The organism is Amycolatopsis kentuckyensis, assembly GCF_041679295.1.
Taxonomy (GTDB): Bacteria; Actinomycetota; Actinomycetes; order Mycobacteriales; family Pseudonocardiaceae; genus Amycolatopsis; species Amycolatopsis kentuckyensis_A.
In genome coordinates, this window is record NZ_JBGDMD010000002.1 from 395,644 (window position 1) to 418,651 (window position 23,008).

The 23,008-nt window shown below is 72.5% G+C and carries 23 protein-coding genes and 1 riboswitch; of the genes, 12 read left to right on the forward strand and 11 right to left on the reverse strand.

Going from position 1 to position 23,008, the window contains the following annotated elements; genetic code table 11:
* Positions 1 to 20 precede the first annotated feature (20 nt).
* Positions 21 to 1,010 carry an NAD(P)/FAD-dependent oxidoreductase gene (locus ACERZO_RS07955; RefSeq protein ID WP_372663814.1) on the forward strand — a complete coding sequence of 330 codons (990 nt, stop codon included), beginning with the start codon at positions 21 to 23 and terminating at the stop codon, positions 1,008 to 1,010.
* 1 nt (position 1,011) lies between these two features.
* Here ACERZO_RS07955 and ACERZO_RS07960 read toward each other — a convergent pair whose 3' ends face one another.
* From ACERZO_RS07960 to ACERZO_RS07985, 6 genes are all read right to left on the reverse strand, one after another.
* On the reverse strand, positions 1,012 to 1,761 hold the full coding sequence (locus ACERZO_RS07960) for a S1 family peptidase (RefSeq protein WP_372663816.1): 750 nt from the start codon (positions 1,759 to 1,761) through the stop codon (positions 1,012 to 1,014).
* A gap of 8 nt (positions 1,762 to 1,769) precedes the next feature.
* Complete coding sequence (gene glpX, locus ACERZO_RS07965) at positions 1,770 to 2,822, reverse strand: class II fructose-bisphosphatase (RefSeq protein ID WP_364453371.1); 1,053 nt, start codon at positions 2,820 to 2,822, stop codon at positions 1,770 to 1,772.
* Positions 2,823 to 2,904: 82 nt separating this feature from the next.
* The gene (locus tag ACERZO_RS07970) at positions 2,905 to 3,132 is read right to left on the reverse strand and encodes an exodeoxyribonuclease VII small subunit (protein ID WP_372663819.1); all 228 of its coding nucleotides are present in this window, start codon (positions 3,130 to 3,132) and stop codon (positions 2,905 to 2,907) included.
* Positions 3,129 to 3,521 carry a hypothetical protein gene (locus ACERZO_RS07975; protein ID WP_372663821.1) on the reverse strand — a complete coding sequence of 131 codons (393 nt, stop codon included), beginning with the start codon at positions 3,519 to 3,521 and terminating at the stop codon, positions 3,129 to 3,131. The genes ACERZO_RS07970 and ACERZO_RS07975 overlap by 4 nt, the downstream gene beginning before the upstream one ends.
* Positions 3,518 to 4,753, reverse strand: coding sequence for an exodeoxyribonuclease VII large subunit (gene xseA, locus ACERZO_RS07980; protein ID WP_372663823.1), 1,236 nt, complete (start codon positions 4,751 to 4,753; stop codon positions 3,518 to 3,520). The genes ACERZO_RS07975 and xseA overlap by 4 nt, the downstream gene beginning before the upstream one ends.
* Positions 4,750 to 5,466 carry a lipid droplet-associated protein gene (locus ACERZO_RS07985; RefSeq protein WP_372663825.1) on the reverse strand — a complete coding sequence of 239 codons (717 nt, stop codon included), beginning with the start codon at positions 5,464 to 5,466 and terminating at the stop codon, positions 4,750 to 4,752. Before ACERZO_RS07985 ends, xseA begins: the two co-directional genes overlap by 4 nt.
* Positions 5,467 to 5,608: 142 nt before the next feature.
* On the opposite strand from ACERZO_RS07985, the gene ACERZO_RS07990 reads away from it, so the two are divergent.
* Positions 5,609 to 6,604 (forward strand): 4-hydroxy-3-methylbut-2-enyl diphosphate reductase, encoded by a 996-nt coding sequence (locus tag ACERZO_RS07990; RefSeq protein ID WP_372663827.1) that lies wholly within the window; start codon positions 5,609 to 5,611, stop codon positions 6,602 to 6,604.
* Between the two features lie 311 nt (positions 6,605 to 6,915).
* Here ACERZO_RS07990 and ACERZO_RS07995 read toward each other — a convergent pair whose 3' ends face one another.
* Together ACERZO_RS07995 and rmuC are read right to left on the reverse strand one after the other, a co-directional pair.
* A complete protein-coding gene (locus ACERZO_RS07995; protein ID WP_372663829.1) occupies positions 6,916 to 7,836 on the reverse strand; it encodes a DUF6542 domain-containing protein in 921 nt (306 codons plus the stop codon).
* Positions 7,837 to 8,248: 412 nt separating this feature from the next.
* A complete protein-coding gene (gene rmuC, locus ACERZO_RS08000; RefSeq protein WP_372663831.1) occupies positions 8,249 to 9,163 on the reverse strand; it encodes a DNA recombination protein RmuC in 915 nt (304 codons plus the stop codon).
* A 196-nt stretch (positions 9,164 to 9,359) separates the two neighbouring features.
* On the opposite strand from rmuC, the gene ACERZO_RS08005 reads away from it, so the two are divergent.
* From ACERZO_RS08005 to ACERZO_RS08020, 4 genes are all read left to right on the forward strand, one after another.
* The gene (locus ACERZO_RS08005) at positions 9,360 to 10,211 is read left to right on the forward strand and encodes a TIGR03619 family F420-dependent LLM class oxidoreductase (protein ID WP_372663833.1); all 852 of its coding nucleotides are present in this window, start codon (positions 9,360 to 9,362) and stop codon (positions 10,209 to 10,211) included.
* 76 nt (positions 10,212 to 10,287) lie between these two features.
* Positions 10,288 to 11,439 carry an exonuclease SbcCD subunit D gene (locus tag ACERZO_RS08010; RefSeq protein WP_372663835.1) on the forward strand — a complete coding sequence of 384 codons (1,152 nt, stop codon included), beginning with the start codon at positions 10,288 to 10,290 and terminating at the stop codon, positions 11,437 to 11,439.
* The gene (locus ACERZO_RS08015; RefSeq protein ID WP_372663837.1) at positions 11,436 to 14,387 is read left to right on the forward strand and encodes an AAA family ATPase; all 2,952 of its coding nucleotides are present in this window, start codon (positions 11,436 to 11,438) and stop codon (positions 14,385 to 14,387) included. Before ACERZO_RS08010 ends, ACERZO_RS08015 begins: the two co-directional genes overlap by 4 nt.
* Before the next feature lie 22 nt (positions 14,388 to 14,409).
* Entirely contained in the window at positions 14,410 to 14,601 is a 192-nt protein-coding gene (locus tag ACERZO_RS08020) for a DUF1737 domain-containing protein (protein ID WP_372663839.1), read from the forward strand.
* A 198-nt stretch (positions 14,602 to 14,799) separates the two neighbouring features.
* Here ACERZO_RS08020 and ACERZO_RS08025 read toward each other — a convergent pair whose 3' ends face one another.
* Positions 14,800 to 16,191 (reverse strand): DNA-3-methyladenine glycosylase 2 family protein, encoded by a 1,392-nt coding sequence (locus tag ACERZO_RS08025; protein WP_372663841.1) that lies wholly within the window; start codon positions 16,189 to 16,191, stop codon positions 14,800 to 14,802.
* Positions 16,192 to 16,293: 102 nt separating this feature from the next.
* Between ACERZO_RS08025 and ychF the strand changes: the two genes are divergently transcribed.
* Genes ychF through ACERZO_RS08040 form a run of 3 tightly spaced genes read left to right on the forward strand, consistent with a single transcriptional unit; the run spans position 16,294 to position 18,475 of the window.
* Positions 16,294 to 17,376 (forward strand): redox-regulated ATPase YchF, encoded by a 1,083-nt coding sequence (gene ychF / locus ACERZO_RS08030; RefSeq protein ID WP_372663843.1) that lies wholly within the window; start codon positions 16,294 to 16,296, stop codon positions 17,374 to 17,376.
* Between the two features lie 44 nt (positions 17,377 to 17,420).
* Positions 17,421 to 18,008, forward strand: a complete 588-nt coding sequence (locus ACERZO_RS08035) for an ArsR family transcriptional regulator (RefSeq protein ID WP_372663845.1) — start codon at positions 17,421 to 17,423, stop codon at positions 18,006 to 18,008.
* Positions 18,008 to 18,475, forward strand: coding sequence for a hypothetical protein (locus ACERZO_RS08040; protein WP_372663847.1), 468 nt, complete (start codon positions 18,008 to 18,010; stop codon positions 18,473 to 18,475). Before ACERZO_RS08035 ends, ACERZO_RS08040 begins: the two co-directional genes overlap by 1 nt.
* Before the next feature lie 207 nt (positions 18,476 to 18,682).
* On the opposite strand, the gene ACERZO_RS08045 is transcribed toward ACERZO_RS08040, so the two are convergent.
* Positions 18,683 to 18,811, reverse strand: a complete 129-nt coding sequence (locus tag ACERZO_RS08045; protein WP_372663849.1) for a hypothetical protein — start codon at positions 18,809 to 18,811, stop codon at positions 18,683 to 18,685.
* A 75-nt stretch (positions 18,812 to 18,886) separates the two neighbouring features.
* Positions 18,887 to 19,171: a 4a-hydroxytetrahydrobiopterin dehydratase gene (locus tag ACERZO_RS08050; RefSeq protein ID WP_372663851.1), complete on the reverse strand. Its 285-nt coding sequence runs from the start codon at positions 19,169 to 19,171 to the stop codon at positions 18,887 to 18,889.
* A gap of 32 nt (positions 19,172 to 19,203) precedes the next feature.
* Positions 19,204 to 19,311: riboswitch (TPP riboswitch) on the forward strand.
* 21 nt (positions 19,312 to 19,332) lie between these two features.
* Between ACERZO_RS08050 and ACERZO_RS08055 the strand changes: the two genes are divergently transcribed.
* The 3 genes from ACERZO_RS08055 to ACERZO_RS08065 are packed head-to-tail and all read left to right on the forward strand — an operon-like array spanning position 19,333 to position 22,993.
* The gene (locus ACERZO_RS08055) at positions 19,333 to 20,385 is read left to right on the forward strand and encodes a thiamine ABC transporter substrate-binding protein (protein WP_372663853.1); all 1,053 of its coding nucleotides are present in this window, start codon (positions 19,333 to 19,335) and stop codon (positions 20,383 to 20,385) included.
* A complete protein-coding gene (locus ACERZO_RS08060) occupies positions 20,361 to 21,986 on the forward strand; it encodes an ABC transporter permease (RefSeq protein ID WP_372663856.1) in 1,626 nt (541 codons plus the stop codon). Before ACERZO_RS08055 ends, ACERZO_RS08060 begins: the two co-directional genes overlap by 25 nt.
* The gene (locus tag ACERZO_RS08065) at positions 21,986 to 22,993 is read left to right on the forward strand and encodes an ABC transporter ATP-binding protein (protein WP_372663858.1); all 1,008 of its coding nucleotides are present in this window, start codon (positions 21,986 to 21,988) and stop codon (positions 22,991 to 22,993) included. The genes ACERZO_RS08060 and ACERZO_RS08065 overlap by 1 nt, the downstream gene beginning before the upstream one ends.
* The last annotated feature ends 15 nt before the right edge of the window (positions 22,994 to 23,008 follow it).

A 23,008-nucleotide genomic window follows, 5' to 3' on the forward strand; every position in this document is an offset into this window, starting at 1 on the left:
CACCACTGGCTGGAGCGAGCATGACTGAAGTTCCTGGGGACTCCTACGACCTCGTGATCATCGGCGCGGGCCCGACCGGCCTGTTCGCTGCCTACTACGCCGGGTTCCGCGGCCTTTCGATGGCGGTGGTCGATTCGCTGCCCGAGCCCGGCGGCCAGGTCACCGCGATGTACCCCGAGAAGATGATCTACGACGTCGGCGGGTTCGCCGAGGTCCGCGGCCGCGACCTCGTCGACGGGCTGGTGAAGCAGGCCGCGCCGTGGAAGCCGAAGTACCTGCTGGGGCGCAAGGCCGAGAAGCTGGAGACCGTCGGCGAGCAGGTCGAGCTGACCCTCGACGGCGGCGAAACCCTGCGCGCCGGCGCCGTGCTGATCACCGCGGGCATCGGCGAGTTCACCCCGCGCCCGCTGCCCGCCGGCGACGGCTGGCTCGGCCGCGGCATGGTCCACTTCGTCCCCTCGCTGGCCGCGCACGCGGGCCAGCACGTCGTGGTCGTCGGCGGCGGCGACTCGGCGTTCGACTGGATCCTCGCCCTGCACCCGGTCGCGGCGAGCGTGACGCTCGTGCACCGCCGTGCCAAGTTCCGCGCCGCCGAGTCGATCGTGCGGCAGGCGCGGGAGCTCGGCACCCGGATCATCACCGACGCCGAGGTCACGCGGTTCGTCGAGAACGCCGACGGCGAGCTCGAAGCCGTCGACATCGCGGTCAAAGGCGCCGAAGAAGAGCGGCTGCCGGCCAACGCGGTCGTCGCGGCGCTCGGGTTCACCGCCGACCTCGGGCCGATCGAGAGCTGGGGCCTGGAGATCGACCACCGCGCCATCGCCGTCGACTCGACCATGGCGACCGCGCGCGAACGCGTCTACGCCGCCGGCGACGTCGCCGCGTACCCGGGCAAGGTGAAGCTGATCGCGACCGGCTTCGGCGAGGCGGCGACGGCCGTCAACAACATCGCGGTCGCCCTCGACCCGGACGCGCACCTGTTCCCGGGCCACTCGAGCAACGCCGAGTAGGTCAGGCCTTGGTCTTTTCCGCGATCCACGGCGCGTACGCGACGACGGACGTGTAGATCGACGGCGCCGTCGCGCACACCGGGTCGTTGTTGCCCGGCCGGCTCGTGACGCCGGCGAGCAGCCAGTGGTCGCCGGCGCGGACGATCTCGGGGCCGCCGGAGTCGCCGAAGCACGCCCCGGACTTGCCGCCGGGGTTGTCGGTGCACAGCTCGGCGGTGCCGTCGAAGCCCGACGTGCACTTCGCGCCTTCGACGATGTGCGTGTCGAGCTGCTGCAGGTTCGCCGGGATGTCGCCGCAGTCGACCTTCGGGCAGGTCTGGCCCCAGCCGAGGATCCGGGTCGCGGTGCCGGGCGACGCGGCCGTCGCGAGCGCGATCGGAGCCGCCTTGGCCGGCGTCGCCAGCCGCAGCAGCGCGATGTCGCCCGCCGGTTTCTGCGTGTCGAAAGCCGGGTTGACGACGATGTCCGCGACCTGGCCGACCTCACCGCCCTTGGCGACATCGTTGGTCCCCGACCGGACGGAGATCGAGGCCGGGGCCTTGTCGAATGCGCAGTGCGCGGCGGTGACGACCCAGGTGGGGGCGATCAGCGCGCCGGCGCAGAACAGCTTGCCCGCCGAGGTGTGCAGCGAGACCGCGAACGGGTACGGCTGGTCGGCGTCGCCGCCCCCGACGATGGCGGGGCCGGCCGACGCCGTGCCGGGGACCAGGGCGAACACCAGGACCAGCAGGACCAGCAGTCGCCTGGGCACGGAACTCCTTACGGCAGCGGGGGAACGACGTCGTCGGCGGGCGCGTCCAGGTGGCCGTCGAAGTTGACCGAGGAGTACGCCCGCAGCTTGTTGAGCCGGTGGTAGCCGTCGATCATTCTGACGGTCCCGGACTTGGACCGCATCACGATGGACTGCGTCGTCGCGCCGCCCTCGCGGTAGTGGACGCCGCGCAGCAGGTCGCCGTCGGTGACACCGGTCGCGCAGAAGAAGACGTTGTCGCCGCGCACGAGGTCGTCATTCAGCAGGACGCGGTCGAGGTCGTGGCCGGCGGCCAGCGCCTTCTCGCGCTCGGCGTCGTCCTTCGGCCACAGCCGGCCCTGCAGCTCGCCGCCGAGGCACTTCATCGCGCAGGCCGCGATGATGCCTTCGGGCGTGCCGCCGATGCCGATCAGCATGTCGACGCCGGTGGTCGGGCGGGCCGCGGCGATCGCGCCCGCGACGTCGCCGTCGGAGATGAACCGGATCCGCGCGCCGGCGTCGCGGACCTCCTTGATGATCTGCTCGTGGCGCGGGCGGTCGAGGATGCACACGGTGACGTCGCCGACGCTGCTGTTCTTCGCCTTGGCGACCCGGCGGATGTTCTCCGCGATCGGCGCGCCGAGCTCCACCTTGCCCGCCGCCTCCGGCCCGACGGCCAGCTTCTCCATGTAGAACACCGCGGACGGGTCGAACATCGCGCCGCGCTCGGCGACCGCGAGCACCGCGAGGGCGTTCGGCATGCCCTTGGCCATCAGCGTGGTGCCGTCGACCGGGTCGACCGCGACGTCGCAGTCCGGCCCGTCGCCGTTGCCGACCTCTTCGCCGTTGAACAGCATGGGCGCTTCGTCCTTTTCGCCCTCGCCGATCACCACGACCCCGCGCATCGACACCGTCGAGACGAGCTGGCGCATCGCGTCGACGGCCGCGCCGTCGCCGCCGATCTTGTCCCCGCGGCCGACCCAGCGGCCGGCGGCCATCGCGGCGGCTTCGGTGACCCGGACCAGCTCCATCGCGAGGTTGCGGTCGGGCGCTTCACGACGACTCTCTGCGGCGGACATCATTGCCTCCCGGATCGTGGAACTGGCGGGTCAACAGTCTGTCAGATACCCGCTGTGTTTCCCGATGCCGAAGGCATGGCAAACGTCACTGACCGTCGCCGGTTTCGTCCTCCACGGACGCCAGAGCAGCCTCGATGCGCTCGCGCGCGCCTTCGAGATGGCGCTCACAGACCTTCGCGAGCTTCTCGCCCTTCTCCCACAACGCGAGCGACTGCTCAAGGGACAAGCCACCGGCCTCGAGCTCCCGGACGACCTCGACGAGACGGTCGCGGGCCTGCTCGTAGCCGAGTTCCTCGGCGGCTGCTTCACTCACGCTCGGTGTTCTCCGACCTTCCGGGCTTCCACGCTGTTCGCGCACACTACCGCGCTGGCCATCGCGTGGTCGTACCCGACGAACGCCAGGGCGAACTCCTGCCCGTCACCGTCCGCGATCGCCTCTTCGAGGTTCTCCTGCGCCCCGGCGACGCGCTTGCGGTGCCCGGCACCCTCGGCGAACCACCAGCGCGAGCCGACCTGCATCGACGTCGCTTCGGACAGCCGCCGCAGCTGCGGGCCCAGGTCGCGCCGCGCGGCGCTGCCGCAGCCGGCGAGCAGCGCCGTCCAGCACTCGGCGGCCGCCCGGTCGGTGCGCACCGCCTGGTCCAGCAGCGCCCGCGCGCCCAGGCGGCGAGCCGCGTCCACCGTCAGCGGGAGGAACGTCACCCCTGCTCTCCTTCCGCCACCGCGCCGATCGCGCCGTCGCCCACGCGCACGCGCAGCTGGGCACCGGCCTCGACTTCGGAGACGGAGCGGAGTACCTGGAGGTTGCCTTCGGAATCGAGGAACTGCACGACCGCGTACCCGCGGGCCAGCGTCGCGGCCGGGCCGAGCGCGGTCAGCCGGGCCCGTGAGCTCGCGAGTTCGGCCTGGTCCTTGGCGAGCAGCGTCAGCATGGCGCGGCGCGCGCGTTCGCGGTGGACGTCGACGTCGTCCTGGCGCCGCTGGACCGGCCCGAGCGGGTCGGCCAGCGACGGACGGCTGCGGAGCTGCGTCAGCAGCCGCGTCTGGGTGTCGACCCAGCCGTGCAGCGCGCGGCGGCCGCGGTCGCGCATCTGCCGGACGCGTTCGGTCTCCTCGCGCAGGCCCGGGACGATCCGCTTGCCGGCGTCGGTCGGCGTCGAACAGCGCAGGTCGGCGACGTAGTCGAGCAGCGGGGTGTCCGGCTCGTGCCCGATCGCGCTGACGACCGGCGTGCCGGCCGCCGACACCGCGCGGCAGAGCGCTTCGTCGGAGAACGGCAGCAGGTCCTCGACGCTGCCGCCGCCGCGGGCGATGACGATGACGTCGATCTCGGGGTCGGCGTCGAAGATCCGCAGCGCGCGCATGACCTGCGGTACCGCCTGCGAGCCCTGCACGGCCGTGTTGAGCACCTTGATCCGGACGTGCGGCCACCGCCCCTGCGCATTGGCCAGGACGTCCCGCTCGGCCGCCGACGCGCGGCCGGTGATCAGCCCGACGCCCTTCGGCAGGAACGGGATCGGCCGCTTGCGCTGCGCCGAGAACAGGCCCTCGGCGGTCAGGAGCTTCTTGAGGCGCTCGATCCGGGCCAGCAGCTCACCGATGCCGACGGCGCGGATCTGGTCGGCGCGCAGGCTGATCGTGCCGCGGCCGAAGAAGAACGACGGCTTCGCGTGCACGACGACGCTGGCGCCCTCGCGCAGCGGCGGTTCCATCTCGCGGATCAGCCAGTTCGGGCAGGTCACCGACATCGAGACGTCCGCGGACGGGTCACGCAGCGTCAGGAACGCGGTCTGCGTGTTCGGCCGCGAGCTGACCTGGGTGACCTGGCCTTCGACCCAGACGCTGCCGAGCCGGTGGATCCAGTCGCCGATCTTGCGCGCGACCGTGCGGACCGGCCAGGGCTTCTCGGCGGTACTCGATTCGGTCTCGGTCACTGGCCGTTCTCTTGGCCGTCTTCCCCGGCCCGTTCGGCCTTGCGGGCGTTGGCGATCCGGCGCGAGAGCATCCCGGTGAAGGACGAGCGGTCGGCGTTCGCGCGCTCGTACTCGAGGATGGTCTCGAGCTGGGGGATCGACAGCTGGCGCAGCCGGGCGCGCAGCTGCGGGAGGGTGAGCTGGTCGTAGCCGGTGAGGCCGGCGGGACCCTCGTACCCGGCGGCGCTGGTCCGCGGCGTCTCGCTCTTGGTCTTCTTGTCGATCGCGGGCGTGCCGGGCTTGGGCTTGTTGTCTTCGGCCGCGTCGTTCTCGCCGTCGGCGTGGTCCTCGGCGAGCGCGCGCTCCTCTTCGGCCCAGGGGTCGCCCAGTTCCACTTCGAGTTCGGCTGCTGACGGAACGTGACCGTTGATCTCCGACCGCGGCTCGGGCACTTCGGCGACCGTCGCGAGGTTCGGCCGGACGTCCGGTTGGATGTCTTCGTCGAAGGTCGCCCAGCTGGGCGCGTCCTCGACGGGCCGCAGGCTGGAGAGGGCGTTGTCGCCCTTGATCGCCAGCTCGGTGACGTGCTGCTGGACGCGCATGGAGGCCTGCAGCACCTGGCTGACCACGGTCACCGGAAGCCCGGCGAGCTGCCGGGGAAGCTCACGAACCCGCTCGGCGGTGGAGACGGCGAGGCCCGCGGCGACCCGGAGGGGGAGCGGGAATGGCTTCATGCGTCCAGCCTGCCGCATGACCGCCTCTCCTGCCCAACCGGAAGTGCGCAGCGCGTGACCGCCGGCACACTTCGGTAGAGGGACGAAGCTCACCCGAAAGGGACTTCGAGTTCGTCTCGGACCTGCCCGTACCCTGGGTGCCATGAGTTCAGCGAGTCCCGGAATCGAGCCCGCGGGTACCCCGACGATCACCGGAACCGCTTCCGGCAAGCGGGTGCTGCTCGCCAAACCCCGTGGTTACTGCGCCGGTGTCGACCGCGCGGTGATCGCCGTCGAGAAGGCCCTCGAGGTCTACGGCGCCCCGGTGTACGTCCGCAAGGAGATCGTCCACAACAAGCACGTGGTCGAGACGCTGCGCGAGCGCGGCGCGATCTTCGTCGACGAGACGTCCGAGGTGCCCGAGGGCGCGCTGGTGGTGTTCTCCGCCCACGGCGTCTCGCCGATGGTGCACCAGGAGGCGGCCGACCGGAACCTGCGCACGATCGACGCGACCTGCCCCCTGGTGACGAAGGTGCACAAGGAGGTCAACCGCTTCGCGAAGGACGACTACGACATCCTCCTGATCGGCCACGAGGGCCACGAGGAGGTCGAGGGCACCGCCGGCGAGGCGCCGGACAAGGTCCAGCTGGTCGACACGGCCGAGGACGTCGGCAAGGTCGAGGTCCGCGACCCGTCGAAGGTGATCTGGCTGTCCCAGACGACGCTGTCGGTCGACGAGACGATGGAGCGCGTCGACCAGCTCCGCGAGCGCTTCCCGGGTCTGGCGGACCCGCCGAGCGACGACATCTGCTACGCGACGACGAACCGCCAGGTCGCGGTCAAGGCGATGGCCGCGGAGTGCGACCTGGTGCTGGTGGTCGGGTCGACGAACTCGTCCAACTCGAAGCGCCTGGTCGAGGTCGCCCTGAAGGCGGGCGCGCGGGCGTCGTACCTGGTCGACTTCGCGCACGAGGTCGACGAGGCGTGGCTGTCCGGGGTGACGACGGTCGGGGTGACGTCGGGCGCGTCGGTGCCGGACGAGCTGGTGATGGATTTGCTGACCTGGCTGGCCGAGCGCGGCTACGGCGACGTCAACGAGGTGACGACGGCCAACGAGAAGATCACCTTCGCGCCGCCGAAGGAGTTGCGGAAGGTCTGACGGTTTGGTCGGTTCGGCGGCGGGTCGCGGGTGCGGCTCGCCGCCGAACTGCGTTGGGGGGCTGGTGCGGTTCGGCGCCGATCTGCGTTGCGAGGCCGGTTGGGTTCGTCGCCGAACGGCGTTGCGGGGTGGTGCGGCCCGCCGCCGGAGCAGTCGCGTGCCGCAGTGCTGAGCGGCCTGCCGGCGGTGCGGTGTCCAGCCGGTGCGCATCGCGTGCTCCGGCGCGAAGCCGCCAGCCATTGCGGCCCACACTCGCGCATGCGGAAAGGCCGGTCACCTTCCGCAGAAGGTGACCGGCCTTTCGCTGGTCGTCAGCGCTCTTCGTCGTCCCAGGGACGGTTCCGGCGCGGCGGCGCACCCCGACCACCGGAGGGGCGGCGCGGCGGCGGCGTGTCACGGCCGTCTTCCGCGGGCGGGCGCGGGCGTCGGCGGGGAGCGTCGCCGCGCCTGTCCGCCGGGGGCGGTGTGCGGCGGCCGGCCGGTGGTGGCTTGCGCGCGCCACGGTCGCGTTCGGCGGGCGCGCCACCTCGCGACGCCCGGCGTTCGCCGTCGGCCGGGGCGCGGCGTTCGCCGTCCGCGGGCGGGCGGGGCCGCCGCGGCGGTTCGCCGTCTCGGGGACGGCGCGGGGGCACCGGGGTCTGGCCGGTGCGGCTCGACCCGGGCGGCCGTGGCCGGCCCCCGGCCGACGTGGCCGCGGCCCGCGTCGACCGCTTCTCGTCGTCTTCGTCCGCCCGACGGCGGTCGGCCGCCTTGCCCTTGGCCTTCTTCGGGGCGTCCGGGTCGCGTTCGCGGAAGATCCGGACGAACCCGATCAGCAGCGTGATGCCGGTGGTGATCGCCATCGTCGGGAAGCCGTTGATCAGCGGCGTGCCGATGTTCAGGGCCTTGGACAGCATGTCGTCGCCCTGGGAGCCCGAGGTCAGCAGGATCACGCCGGGCACGACCACGGCCAGCACGAGCGGCGGCATCACCATCGGCCCGAACAGCCCGCGCCGCCGCACCGCGCAGACCGCGATGACGGCCCCGGCGATGTAGCAGACGGTGAAGATCAGCGGGATGCTGCCCTGGCTCGGCTTGCCGATGAGGGCGCCCACGATCGCCAGGCCGAAGCCGACGAGTACCGCGGCCCACCACGGCAGCCCGCGCCTCGAACCGACGACAGGACGCTCGTCCCACGGTACGGGGACGTCGTCGGCATCTGGATCGCTCTGGCGATCGCGAATCGCGGTCACGAGACAACACCGTATCTCGTTGTTGTGAAGATCTTGCCAGCACCGCCGCCGACGTGGGCGTATCGCCACCCGGCGGCGTGACTCGAGTGGCCCCGCCGGGTGCTGCCGTGAGGTGGTCCGGTCGTCTTGCTCGCGCTGCCGGTTTGTCTCCTTTCCGTCGCCGTGACATTCGGGTCGTCGCAGGTGAGGGGCCTACGGTCAGGTCGGCCGCCTGGTGCCGGCGGGCCGGCTGACCGACGGGACATACCGGACAACTGCCACCGGCGACGGACGACGCAAGATGTGCGCCAACTCGCGAAGCCGACGTGGTCTACGTCGCCGACGGGCCGGGTACCCGGCCAGCCGAGGTTTAGTCATCTCAAGTCGGCGGCGGAGCCGGCCGACCCACCCAGCACCGTCGAAACCGGTCCATTCAGCTGGCCGCCAGCTCGTCCCCCTTCCGCACCTGGGGGACCGCGGACGGACTCCCCGCCGCGTCCGTCAGCGGTGCCACCGTCGCCCGGAACACCTCCAGCGCCTCCAGCTCCCGCCGGCGCGCCGACAGGAACCGCTGCAGGTGCGTGCTCGACAGGTTCAGCGCCTCCACCGCGCCGCCCGCCGCCCGGTGCGCGGCCGCCGCCCCGGCACGCACTTGCTCGACGTCGGCCTCCAGCGTCCGGTCGCTCGCCGCGAACAACGCCGCCGAGGCCAGCACCCCGAACCCGGTCGGCCCGCATAGGAACACCCGCCGGTCGATGAGCCAGCGCAGCAGCTCCGGATCGGTGTCCAGCGCCGCGACCACGGCGGCGTCGGACGGGACGAACATGATCGTCCCGTAGATCGCGTCGGCCCAGCGCTGGTAGCCCTTGCCCGCCAGCTCGGCCGCCCGGGACCGGATCTGCCGGACGTGCGCGCGCAACGCGTCGACCCGCTCGGCCGGGTCGTCGGTCTCCACCGCCTCCGCCCAGATCGCCATGCTCGCCTTCGCGTCCACCGGCACCGTGCGGTCGCCGCCCACCCGCAGCACCATGTCCGGTTTCGCCGAGCCGCCGCCGCCCACGTCCGTCTGCAGCGTGAAGTGCAGGTTCTCCCGCAGCCCCAGCGCCCGCGCGGTTTCCACCAGCACCTGCTCGCCCAGTTCGCCGCGCCCGCTGATCGAGGCGAACGCGACCTCGTAGCGCCGCAACGCCAGCTGCTGCTGGTCCGACTTCGCCCGCTCGGCCGCCACCTGCCGGGCCGCCGCGTCCGCCCGGCGCATCCCGTCGTTGTACAGCCGCCACAGCACCGCGACGGCGAACAGCAACAGGACCGCGAGCACGATCGCCGCGGTGGTCAGCACCGTCGCCACTTCCGCCTCCTCCCTCCGGGCCGCCTGGTTCGGACCGCGCAGACATCATGGCGGACAGCACCGACAAAAACCGCAGCCGAACCGTCGCTCTGGGTAGCTGACCTGCGAACAAATGAAATTCCGGCAGGGCGTGTCCGGTCCGGGCGCACCGCTCCGACCCCTTCTGCAGTACTCGAAGAAGAGAACGGAGCACGCCATGACGTTCCCCCTCGTCGGCGTCGGCCTACCGATCATCGAACCGCTCGCGGGCCCCGATGCGATCCGGCGCATCGCGCTCGCCGCCGACCGCTTCGGCTTCCACAGCGTCGGCACCTACGACCGCCTCCTCGTGCCCGCGACGCCCGCCTGGCGCAACGACGCCGGCCTGCCCGAGCACGCGGCCTTCGACGCCCTGGAGGCGTTGACCTTCGTCGCGGCGGTCACCGAGCACGTCCGCCTCGTCCCGGGCGTGGTCAACGCGCTGTTCCAGCCGCCCGTCCTGCTCGCGCGGCGGCTGGCGACCCTCGACCGGCTTTCCGGCGGCCGCGTCTGCGCCGGGCTCGGCCAGGGCTGGCTGCCGGAGGAGTTCGCGGTCAGCGGTGTGCCCCCGGCGCGCCGGGGCCGCGGTTTCGAGGAGTACCTCGAAGTCCTCCGCGCCTGCTGGGCGCCGGACCCCGTCGAGCACGACGGCCCGCGCTACCCGGTCGCGCGGGCGCTCATCGGGCCCAAGCCCGAGCGGCCGTTGCCGATCCTGCTCGGCGCCGTCGCGCCCGAAGCCGTCGAACGCGCCGCGCGGCTCGCTGACGGCCTGATCGTCGCCTTCCTCTCCTGGGAGAACACGGAAGAGCAGCTGCGGATCTACCGCGACGCGGGCGGCGACGGCCGGATCGTGCTGCGCGCGGGGCCGCCGGGCGCGGCGTTCCTGGAGCCGACGATCGTCAAGGACCTCGGCCGGGCGGCGGATCTCGGCGTCACGGAGGTGATCTGGGACCTCAACGTCGTGGGCCTGGGCGTGGACGAGCAGCTGGCGGCCTTCGAGGACCTCGCCTTCGAACTGGGCACCTGCTAGTGTTCGTACACACGTTCGAGTGAGTCCGCGGCGAGTCGCCGCGATTTCGTCGGGGCCGGGTCGTACCTTGGCCCTCGTGAGATTCCTGCACACCTCCGACTGGCACATCGGCCGTACCTTTCACGGCGCCGATCTGCTCGCGGAACAAGAAGCGGTGCTCGGGCACCTCGCCGACCTCGTGGCCGGTGAGGCGATCGACGCCGTCCTGGTGGCAGGCGACATCTACGACCGCGCGGTGCCGTCGGCCGAGGCCGTCCGGGTGGCCACCGCGGCGGTCGCGCGGATCCGCGCCGCGGGCGCGCAGTTGATCGTCACGCCCGGGAACCACGACTCCGCGCCGCGGCTCGGCGCCTTCGCGGAGTTCGCCGCGGCGGGCGGGCTGCACCTGCGCACCACCGTCGGCGGGCTGGCCGAGCCGGTGCTGCTGGACGACGCCCACGGCCCGGTCGCCGTCTACGGAATTCCGTACCTGGAACCGGAACCGGCGCGCCACGCGCTGGGCGTGCCGGACGCGCGCGGCCACCCCGGCGTGCTCACCGAGGCCATGCGGCGGATCCGCGCGGACCTCGAAACCCGCCCCGGGGTCCGATCCGTCGTGCTGGCGCACGCGTTCGTGACCGGTGGCGAGCCGACCGACTCCGAGCGCACGATCGCGGTCGGCGGCGTCGAGCAGGTGCCCGGCTCGGTTTTCGACGGCGTCGGCTACGTGGCGCTCGGCCACCTCCACGGCCCGCAGACGCTCGCCGAGCACCTGCGGTATTCCGGCAGCCCGCTGGCGTACTCGTTTTCCGAAGCGCGGCAACGGAAATCGGTCTGGCTGGTCGACTTCGACGCGGGCGGGCTCGCCGACGTCCGCCGCCACGAACTGCCGGTGCCGAGGGCGCTCGCCACTCTGCGCGGCGAGCTCGAAGACCTGCTCGTGGTGCCGGAACACGACCAGTTCCTCGAGCACTTCCTGTCGGTCACGGTCACCGACCGGGTGCGCCCGGTGGACGCGATGCGGCGGCTGCGCGAGCGGTTCCCGTTCGCGGTGCACCTGGAGTGGGAACCCGAAGGCGGGCACAGCGGTGCCCCGCTGCGGTACTCCGACGCCGTCCGCGGCCGGTCGGACATCGAGGTCTCGCGCAGCTTCCTCGACGACTGCCGTGGCGCGCCGCCCACCGAAAGCGAAGAGCAGCTCCTGTTCCGGGCCCTGGAAGCGGCCGACCGGGGGGCACTCGCGAAATGAGGCTGCACAGGCTGGAGGTCGAAGCCTTCGGGCCGTACTGCGCACGCGAAGTGGTCGACTTCGACGTGCTCGGCGCCGACGGTCTCTTCCTCCTGCACGGCGAAACCGGCGCGGGCAAGACCACGTTGCTGGACGCGATCGCGTTCGCCCTGTTCGGCGTGGTTCCCGGCGCCCGCAACGAGGCCAAGCGGCTGCGCTGCGACCTCGCCGAGCCCGACCAGGTCACCGAGGTCGCGCTGGAGCTGACCGTGCAGGGCCACCGGCTGAAGATCCTGCGCAACCCGGAGTACCAGCGGCCGAAGCGGCGCGGCGAGGGCACGACCACCCAGCAGGCGAAGGTGTCGTTGAGCTGGGTCGGCGCCGCGCCCGCCGGGCTGCCACCGGAGGGTCTGATCCGGATCGAGGAGGTCGCGCGCACCGTCGAGCGGCTGCTGGGGATGACGGCGGCCCAGTTCTTCCAGGTGGTGCTGCTGCCGCAGGGCGAGTTCGCGCGCTTCCTGAGGTCCGACACCGCCGAGCGCGAGAAGCTGCTGGAGAGGCTGTTCGGCACCGAACGCTTCGCCGACGTCGAACGCTGGTTCGCGGACCTGCGGGTCGAGCGCGGCCGGGAACTCGAACACCGGCAAGGAAAAGTGCGCGAGCTGCTGGCCCGGTACGCGCAGGAAGCCCAGCAGGATCCGCCCGAGGCCGACGTGGCGGAGTGGGTCGACGTCGTGCTGGCGGCGTCCGCCGAACGCGTCGGGCAGGTCACCGCCGACGAGGAGCGGACGCGGTCGGCGGCGCAGCGCGCCGATGTCTACCTGCAGGAAGAACGCGCGGGCGCGGAGAAGATCCGCCGGGTCCGCACGGCGCACCTGCGGCTCGTCGAGATCACCGAGCAGGCGCCGCAACGCGCCGAGTGGGCCCAGGAGGTGGCGGCCGCGCGGCGGGCGGCCGGGGTCGCGGTGGAGGCCGACCTGCTGGACCGGCGGGCCGCGGAACTGACCGAAGCAGAGCAGGCCGAGAAGGAGCGCGGCGCGCGGCTGCGGGAGTTCGGCACCCGGGCGACCGGCGACCTCAAAGCGCGGGCGGCCGCCGCGCGGGAAGAGGCCGGCGCGGTCGCGGAGCTCGTCGCCGAGGCCGAGCAGCAGCAGCTCGACGTCATGCGGCGGGACGACCGGAAACTGGCCGCCGTCACGGCTCAGCAGCAGGTCGAAGCGCTGACCACCGAGCTGGCCGCCATCCCGGGTCAGCTGGCCAAGCTGCGCGCGGATGCCCTTAAGGCGGCCGAAGCCGAAGCGAAGCTCGACGGCGCGCGCGCCCGGGTGGACGAGCTGCGGGGGTTCGCGCGCGACGCGGCGGAACTCCCCGAAGCACAAGCGAAAGTCGGGCGAGGCGAAGCGAAACTGCGCGAGGTCGTCGACGCGCACCAAGCGGCCCGGCAGCGGCGGCTCGACCTGCGCGAGCGGCGGCTCGACGGGATGGCGGCCGAGCTGGCCGCCGCGTTGCCGGCCGGCGCGCCCTGCCCGGTCTGCGGGTCGGCCGAGCACCCGGCGCCGGCCAACCGGGACGCCGAACTGGTCGACCCGGCCGAGGAACGCGCCGCCGAGGAAGCCGAGCAGGCGGCGGACGCGGTGCGGCAGCGGGTGGTCGTCGCGCTGGAAGAGGCGAAGGCACGGCTGGCCGGGCTGGTCGAACGGCTGGCCGGGCGCACGGCCGAGTCGATCACCGCGGAGCTCGCCGAAGCCCGGTCCACGGTCGCCGGCCTGACCGAGCGGGCGGCCGGGAAGGCGAAGCTCGGCGAGCAGGTCGTCCTCCTGGAACGCGATCTGGAGCTGCGGACCGAACGTCGCCGGCAGGCCGAACAGGCGGCGACCGAGGCCACGACCGACGTCCGGGCCCTCGAGGAACGGCTGGCCGAGCGTGAACGCCGGCTCGTCGCCGGGCGCGGTGAATTCGCGGACGTCACGGCCCGGCGGGAGCACCTGGTCGGGCTGGCCGAGGCCCTCGAAGGGGTCGCCGAGGCCCGGACGGCCGTCGCGGGCGCCCGGGAGCGCGTCGCCCAGCAGCGCGCGCTGGTCGAGGCCGCGGTCAAGGCGAAGGGGTTCACGTCGCTGAAGAAGGCGCGGGCCGCGATGCTGCCGGACGAACAGATCGAGAAGCTGGAACAAGGCATCGCCGAGGCCGAAGCCGCCGCGGCGGGGGCGCGGGCCCTGCTGTCCGAGCCGGACCTGTTCGGGATCTCGCCGGACGACGTCGCGGACGTCGACCGCGCGGCGGATGCGGCCCAGCTGGCGCGGGCGCGCGCCGACTCCGCGTACGCGGCGCTGCGGGTGGCGACGGCCCAGCACGAAGAGCTGACGCGGCTGGCCGACTTGCTGCGCGACGCGCTCGCCGGCCTCGCACCGGCCGAAGCGGCGTACGCGGAGCTACGCGCGCTCGCGGACGTCGTCAACGGGCGCGGGCAGAACAGCCGGAAGATGTCGCTGCGCTCGTACGTGCTGGCGGCGCGGCTCGAAGAGGTGGCGGTCGCGGCCACCCACCGGCTGCGCACGATGAGCCAGGGGCGGTACTCGTTCGTGCACTCGGACGCGGCGGGTGCGCGCGGCACCCGCGGCGGGCTGGGCATCGACGTGCTGGATGACTACTCGGGCACGATCCGCCCGGCGAAGACCCTGTCCGGCGGCGAGTCGTTCCTGGCGTCGCTGGCCCTGGCGCTGGGGCTGGCTGACGTCGTGGCGGGCGAGACGGGCGGCGCGTTGCTGGACACGCTGTTCGTCGACGAGGGGTTCGGCACGCTGGACGCCGAAACCCTGGACGTGGTGATGAACATCCTCGACGAGCTCCGCGCGGGCGGCCGGGTGGTCGGCCTGGTGTCCCACGTCGAGGAACTGCGGCAGCGCATCCCGACGCGGCTGCGGGTCCGGAAGTCCCGCACGGGCTCGACAGTGGAGGTGCGCGCCGGTTGACGGATTCGGACAAGATGAAGCCATGACCGACGTGCCCCCGAACGGCCTGCCCCGCTACCGCCTGCTCACCGGCCCGGACGACGCGAAGTTCTGCCACCGGGTCAGCGAGGCTTTGGAGCTGGGCTACCGGCTGCACGGCTCCCCGGCCGCGACGTTCGACGGCAACCAGGTGATCGTGGCGCAAGCGCTCCTCTGGCGAGGCGAGCAAGGCTGACCCCCGAGCGCGAGGAGCCGCCGGGGCGGGCCTCCTCGCGCAAGGAGCCGGCGGGGCCGGCCAGCTCCAAGCGAGGAGCCGGTCGGGTTGGGCCGGCAGCGAGCGGCGGCCGTTTGGGTGAGCCCATGTGGCGGCCGGTTGGGCGACCCGGGCAGCGGCCGGTTGGGCGAGCCGGGCGGCCCCGGCCGCTGTGCTATCTCAGCCGAGCCTCGCCGCCGCGTGGCGCAAGTACATGCCCGCGTACGAGCACCACGGTGTCCACGCCCGCGCCCGCTCTGCCAGCGAGTCCGGCGGGATGCCCAGCGCCTCGGCACCACGCCGGACCGCGGGGTCGCCGGTCAGCAGGATGTCCGGCGCCCCGAGGACGCGCGTCAGCACGTGGTCCGCCACCGCCTCGTCGATGCCCGGGCACTCCAGCAACTCCGCCCGCAGCTCGGCCGCGTCCCGGCCGACGTGCACCTCCAGCCGTCCCTCGGCCAGCGCCTCGGCCACCGGGTGACCCGTCGAGGCGACCTGGGCCGCCGTCGGGAACAGCCGCGTCACGCCCCACTCGCCCGGGACCTCCTCGCCGGGCGGCAGCGGAACGTCGGGCAACGCCCGGAGCAGCAGCTCCTCGCCGTCCACCGCGCCCGGCACCCGGATGCCCGGCACGGCCGCCACCGCCGGGGCCAGCGCCGGGTCCGCACCCAGGACCCGGGTGACCGCCGCCGGGTCGGCGTCGAGGTCGAGCAGCCGGCGCACGCGGCTGACCGCGCTGCCGAGGTCGCGCAGGTCGGTGAGCGTCAGCTCGCAGCGCACGTGGCCGGACGACGGCGTCAGCCGGACGACGCCGGTGCCGTGCGGGAGGCGCAGCGTCCGCGCGTAAGACGTCGACGTCACTTCCTCGACGCCCGGCAGCGCGTGAGCGGCGAAGAAGCGAAGCAACCCGACAGCGTCGAAGGGCGGCCGGAACGGCAACCGGAGGCTGAGCCGGGTTCCGCTCACGTCGTGTCGACGTCGTGACGCGGCGAAGGCGCGAAGCTGCGACGGCGTCGTCGCGAACACCTCGCGGATCGTCTCGTTGAACTGCCGCACGCTGGAGAAGCCCGCCGCGAAGGCGACGTCCGTCAGCGGCAGCTCCGACATCTCGATCAGCAGCCGGGCCGAGTGCGCGCGGTGCGCCCGGGCCAGGGCGAGCGGGCCCGCGCCCAGCTCGGCGGTGAGCACCCGGCCGAGCTGGCGTTCCGAATAGCCGAGCCGCCGCGCCAGGCCCGGAACGCCTTCGCGCTCCACGGTCCCGTCGGAGATCAGGCGCATCGCCCGCGCGGCGAGGTCGGCGCGCACGTTCCAGTCCGGCGAGCCGGGCACCGCGTCGGGCAGGCAGCGGCGGCAGGCGCGGAAGCCGTTGGCCTGCGCGGCCGCCGACGTCGGGAAGAAGCGGACGTTGCGCTCCTTCGGTGTCGACGCCGGGCACGACGGACGGCAGTAGATGCCGGTGGTGCGGACCGCCATGATGAACTGGCCGTCGAAGCGCGAGTCGCGAGCGGTGACCACGCGGTAGCAGCGCTCGGCGTCGCGCCAGAGCGCCGGTGCCTCCGTCGATGTGACCATGGATCCGAGCATGTCAGCAGGTCGGCGCGCCCGCTGGCGGAAATCCGACGCGGCGTTGGGTGCGTGGGGCTCGGGCGGAACAGCCACGTAGACTGCGGGGTCGTGAGCCTCACCCTCGGTATCGTCGGCCTGCCCAACGTCGGCAAGTCCACCCTGTTCAACGCGCTGACCCGCAACGACGTGCTCGCCGCGAACTACCCGTTCGCGACGATCGAGCCGAACGTCGGCGTCGTGCCGCTGCCGGACCCGCGGCTGGACAAGCTGGCCGAGCTGTACAAGTCGGAGAAGACGGTCCCCGCCGTGGTGTCCTTTGTGGACATCGCGGGCATCGTGAAGGGCGCGTCCGAAGGTGCCGGGCTGGGCAACAAGTTCCTGGCGAACATCCGTGAGGCCAACGCGATCTGCCAGGTCATCCGCGTGTTCGACGACCCCGACGTGGTGCACGTCGACGGCCGGATCGACCCGTCGAGCGACATCGAGACGATCAACACCGAGCTGATCCTCGCCGACCTGCAGACCCTGGACAAGGCGCTGCCGCGGCTGGAGAAGGAAGCGCGGACGAAGAAGGAGAACAAGCCCGCGCTCGACAACGCGCAGAAGGCGAAGGAGATCCTCGACGTCGGGCGCACGCTCTTCCAGGCGCAGAAGGAGGTCGACTTCGAGGCGTTGCGGGAGCTGAGCCTGCTCACCACGAAGCCGTTCCTCTACGTCTTCAACGCCGACGAGTCGGTGCTGACCGACGAAGCCCGCCGCGAGGAGCTGACCAAGCTGGTCGCGCCGGCGGACGCGGTGTTCCTCGACGCCAAGGTCGAGGCGGAGCTGCTGGAGCTGGACGACGAGGAGTCGGTGCGCGAGCTGCTCGAGTCGGTCGGCCAGCCGGAGCCGGGCCTGTACTCGCTGGCCCGCGCGGGCTTCCACACGCTGGGGCTGCAGACGTACCTGACGGCGGGCCCCAAGGAGTCCCGCGCCTGGACGATCCCCCAGGGCGCGACGGCTCCGCAGGCGGCGGGTGTGATCCACACGGACTTCGAGCGCGGCTTCATCAAGGCGGAGATCGTCTCCTACGACGACCTGATGGAGGCGGGCACGATGGCCGCGGCCCGGGCGGCGGGCAAGGTCCGCATGGAGGGCAAGGACTACGTCATGGCCGACGGCGACGTGGTGGAGTTCCGCTTCAACGTCTGATCACTGGTTGTTACTTTCATTGAACGCAGGATATGCTGCGTCCGATGAAAGTGTCGCCGAGCCTGCTGCCGCTGCTGCGGTCGCGCACGCAAGGTGAGCTGCTCGCGCTGGTCCTGCTGCACCCGGACCGCGAGTACAGCATCACCGAGCTCGCCGACGCCTCCGGTGTCACCCCCACGGCCGCGCTGCGCGAGGTCGGGCGGCTGGTGGACGGCGGCATCCTGGAAGACCGGCGGGTGGGCCGGAGCCGGCTCGTCAAGGCCCGCACGGACACGCCGATCTACCGGCCGCTGAGCGACCTCATGGCGGTCACCTTCGGGCCGATGCCGTTGCTGACCGAGGCGTTGTCCGGCCTCGCGGGCGTGACCGAGGCCTACATCTACGGGTCCTGGGCCGCGCGCTACAGCGGCGAACCGGGGCCGCCGCCCGGCGACGTCGACGTCCTCGTCGTCGGCTCGCCCGATCCGGACGAGCTCTTCGACGTGGCCGAGGGCGTGTCGCGACGGCTGGGCCGCGAGGTCAACGTGCACCGGATCTCGCCGCGGTCGTGGGCGGCGGACACGACGGATCCGTTCGTCACCAGCGTTCGTGAACGGCCGCTGGCCCGGCTGAACCTCGACCAGGAGGCTTGATGCCCCAGTGGAACCAAGGGCGCGACCGGATCGACGCGTTCATCGCGCGCGGCGCCATCGAGCACGTCCCGGCCTCGCGGGAGGCGGCCGAGGCCGAGCTGCTCCGGGCCCGTACCCACCTCGCTTCGGCGCGGCAGCTGCAGGACACGGATCCGGAAGGCGCTTACACGCTGGCCTACGACAGCGCGCGCCGGGCGCTGGCGGCCGTGCTGCAGAACCAGGGCCTGCGGGTGACGAGCCGGGGTGGCCACGTGACCGTCTACGAGGCTGTCCTCGGTCAGCTGGACCCGCCGCTGGGGCCGGTTTTGCGGCCGTTCAACCGCATGCGGGCCCGGCGCAACGAAGTCGCCTACCGGTCCTCGGACGCTCCATCGATGACCGCCGAGGACGTGGCGGCCGACGTGCCGAAGGTGCTGGCGATCATCGAGGTGGCCGAGAAGGCCATCCCGAACATGCCGCGTTACTGAAGCCGGCCGGCCTGACCGGGAAGCCAGGCCGGCGGCCGGTTCAGCCGAGCAGGCCCATCAACGCGATCGCGATCAGCACGACCGCGGGGGCGAGGGCGTTGATCCAGGCGCGCTGGGCGGGGGTGAGGGCGGCGGTGCTGTTCATGACGTTTCCTAGGGCCGAGACCGATGCTTCCGCCCTGCTCAGCGCGCTGATCATGCTCTTTGTTAGCGGCTGTGATCGAACTCACCGGCATCCGGGTGACGGCGGCTTCGCGCGGTGAACCAGAGCACCCCGCCGGCCGCTGCCACCATCGTCGCGAATGCCGCCGTGCCCACCACGATCGCCTGCGTCATGCCGTCCCTCCATAGCAAGTGCCGTTTACCGAGAGACGTCGAAACCGCGAAAAAGTGCACCCAGAGTTATCGAGATCACAGCGAGTCGAGGACCGAGTCGATCTGCGCCGCCAGCGCGAAGTCCTTCTCCGTGAGCCCGCCGGCCGAGTGCGTCGAGAGCCGGAACGTCAGCGTGCGCCAGCGGATGTCGATGTCCGGGTGGTGGTCGGCCGCTTCGGCCAGCACCGCGACCCGGTCCACCACCTCGATCGCCTGCGGGAAGCTCGCCAGCTCCGCCTCGCGCGAAATCACCGCGCCGGCCCGCGTCCAGCCGGCGCCCAGCCGTTCGTCGGCCTCGGCGTCGCTCAAGATTTCCGTCATGTCTCCATGGTCGTACGTCCTGGACTACGCTGCACGGTTGCCACGGGAGTCCGGTCAGCCGGGCTGAGAGGCGGGTCACCCCGCGACCGTTCGCACCTGACCGGATCATGCCGGCGAAGGGAGGGCTTTCCCTCCTCGTCCGGAGAAGTGCAGGAGGGTAGATGAAGAGCAGGGCTGTTCGCGCCGCGACGGCCGTCGTCGCCGTCAGCGTCGTCGCCGCGGGGTGCTCGCTGTCGGACGGTGACGGTGGCACGCAGCAGACGCCCACCGTCACCCTCGTGACGCACGACTCCTTCCTGGCGCCGCAGGAGGTGCTCGACGCGTTCCAGAAGCAGTCGGGCATCAAGATCTCCGTGCTCAAGCAGGGCGACGCCGGTTCGCTGACCAACAAGCTCGTGCTGACCAAGGCCAACCCGATCGGCGACGTCGCGTACGGCGTCGACTCGACGTTCGCCTCCCGCGCGCTGCAGGAAGGCGTCTTCGAGCCCTACACCAGCCCGGAGGCCGACCGCGGGCCGCAGCGCTACGCCGTCGACCCCGAGCACCGGCTGTCCGCGGTCGACGTCGGCGACGTCTGCGTCAACGTCGACACGAACTACTTCACGAGCAAGGGGATCCCGGCGCCGGAGTCGTACGACGACCTCGCCGACCCGAAGTACAAGGACCTGCTGGTCGCCGAGGACCCGGCGACGGCGTCGCCCGGGCTGGCGTTCCTGCTCGGCACCATCGCGAAGTACGGCGAAGCCGGCTGGAAGGACTACTGGACGAAGCTGAAGGCCAACGGCCTCAAGGTCGTCAGCGGCTGGGAAGAGGCCTACACCAAGGACTTCTCCGGCTCGTCCGGCAAGGGGCCGCGCCCGATCGTCGTCTCGTACGCGTCTTCGCCGGCCGCCGAGGTGGGCGACGACGGCAAGCCGCGCACCAAGGCGCTGCTCGACACCTGCTACCGGCAGGTCGAGTACGCCGGCGTGCTGGCGAACGGCAAGCAGGCGGAGAGCGCGCGCAAGGTCGTCGACTTCCTGCTGTCGCAGCAGTTCCAGGCGACGGTCGCGGCGAACATGTACGTCTACCCGGCACGCCAGGGCGTCGACCTGCCCGCCGGCTGGGCGCAGGTCGCGCCGCTGCCGCAGAAGCCGCAGTCGCTCACGGCGGACCAGGTGCAGGCCGGGCGCGAGAAGTGGATCGGCGAATGGCGCACGCTCGTGCAGCAGTAGCCCCGCCCAGGACCGGTCGCGGACTCGGCCTGGCGCTGCTCGGACTGGCGCCGATCGGGTTCCTGGTGGTGTTCTTCGCGTGGCCGGTGGTGGCGATCATCGGTCGCGGGTTCGCCGCGGGTGGCCTCGACGTCGTCCTCGGCGACGCGCGGACCTGGCAGCTGGCCGGGTTCACCGTCGCGAGCGCGGCCGCGTCGACGGTCGTCGCGGTGCTGGCCGGGCTGCCGGTGGCGTTCCTGCTCGCGCGGGTGCGGCTGCCCGGCGCCGGCCTCGCGCGGACGCTCGTGCTGGTGCCGTTCGTGCTGCCGACCGTCGTCGTCGGCCTGGCGTTCCGGGCGCTCTGGCCGGACGGCGGCGTGCTGCCGATCGTGCTGGCCAACGCGTTCTTCAACGTCGCCGTCGTCGCGCGGACCGTCGCCGGGCTGTGGGCGCGGCTGGATTCGCGGACGACCGACGCCGCCCGCGCGCTCGGCGCGTCGCCGTGGCGCGCGTTCCGCTCGGTGACGCTGCCCGCGCTGGCGCCGGCGATCGCGTCCGCCGCGGCCGTCGTGTTCCTGTTCTGCGCCACCAGCTTCGGCGTCGTCCTGATCCTGGGCGGGGCGCGCTACCGGACCCTGGAAACCGAGATCTACCTGCGGACGGTCGACCTCCTGGACCTGTCGGGCGCGGCGGCGCTGTCGCTGATCCAGTTCGCCGCCGTCGTCGCCGCGCTGGTGCTCGGCGGCTTGGCGCGCCGGCGCAAGGACGGCGCCCGGATCGGCTCCGGCGGCGCGCGACGGCCGCGGGGCGGCGAGTGGTGGGTCGTCGGCGCGGCGGGGGTCGTCCTCGCGTTGCTCGTGACGCCGATCGTCGCGCTGCTCGCCGAGTCGGTATCCACTCCGGACGGCTGGAGCTTCGCCGGTTATCGAGCGTTGACGAGCACCGGCGAGAAGGGCGCGCTGCAGGTGTCCGGCTGGGACGCGGCGGTGAACTCGCTGAAGGTGGCGATCGACGCGACGCTGCTCGCGATGGTCGTCGGCGTGCTCGCGTCCGTGGTGCTGGTGGCGCTGCGCCGGTCGCCGGCGCGGGCCGCGCGCGGGCTCGGCGAGACCATGGACGCCGTCCTGATGCTGCCGCTCGGGGTGTCCGCGGTGACGGTCGGGTTCGGCTACTTGGTGACGCTCGACGCGCTGCCCGGCGACCTCCGGACGTCGCCCTACCTCGTCCCGCTGGCCCAGGCACTGGTGATCATCCCGCTGGTCGTGCGGATGGTGCTGCCGGTGCTGCGCTCGGTCGACGTCCGGTTGCGGCAGGCCGCGTCGACGCTCGGCGCGAGCCCGCTGCGGGTGTGGCGGGAGATCGACCTGCCGCTGACGCTGCGCCCGCTGGTCGCGGCCGCCGGCTTCGGGTTCGTCGTCGCGCTCGGCGAGTTCGGCGCGACGAGCTTCCTCGCGCGGCCGACGGCGCCGACGCTGCCGGTCGCGATCGCGTCCCTGATGGGCCGCCCGGGGGAGCTGAACAACCAGATGGCGTACGCCGCGTGCGCGCTGCTGATGCTCGTGACGGTGCTGGCGGTCGCCCTGATCGACCGGCTCGGGCGCGGCCGGGTGGGGGAGTTCTGATGGCGCTGTCGGTGCGGGACCTGACTGTCCACTACGGATCGTTCACGGCGGTCCGCGACGTCCGGCTGGACATCGCCGACGGCGAAGTGCTGGCGCTGCTGGGGCCGTCCGGCTCGGGGAAGTCGACGCTGCTGCGCGCGATCACCGGCCTGGAGCAGTCGGCGCGCGGAACGGTGAGCTGGGACGGCGACGACCTCGGCGCGGTCCCGGTCCACCGGCGCGGCTTCGGCCTGGTGTTCCAGGACGGCCAGCTGTTCGGCCACCGGGACGTCGCGGCGAACATCGCGTTCGGACTTCGGATGCACGGTATACCGCGGACACAATGGGCACCGCGCGTCGCGGAGTTGCTGGAGCTGGTGGGGCTCTCGGGCTTCGAACGACGGCGGGTGACGGAGCTGTCCGGCGGGCAGGCCCAGCGAGTGGCTTTGGCGCGCGCGTTGGCGCCGAAGCCGCGGCTGCTGTTGCTGGACGAGCCACTGTCCGGTTTGGACGCCGGGTTGCGCGAGCAGCTGGCGATCGACCTGGCGGACCTGTTGCGGCGCAGCAAGATCACGGCGCTGCTGGTGACCCACGACCAGGAGGAGGCGTTCACGCTGGCCGACCGGGTGGCGGTGCTGGACGCGGGCGAAGTCCGTCAGGAGGGCGCGGTCCGGAGAGTGTGGCGCAACCCGGCGGACGACGACGTGGCCCGCTTCCTCGGCGTGACGACGTTCGTGGAGGGTGTCGTGGCCGGCGGGGTGGCCCACACGGCGCTGGGCGACGTCGGCTTGCCGGAGGTGGAGGACGGCCCGGTCCGGCTGGGGTTGCGGCCGCACGCGCTGCGAGTGTCGGCCGAAGGAGTGCCGGGCGAGGTCGTGGCGGCGGTGCACCGCCGGGAGCACGTGCGGCTCGTCGTGAAACTCGAAGATTCCACTGTGGACGCAGTTGCACCGGCGGCTTCGGACCTTCGGGCCGGTGATGCGGTGAAGCTGGAGTTCGACCCGGACGGCGTCGCGCTGGTCGGCTGACGCCGTCCGGGAAGA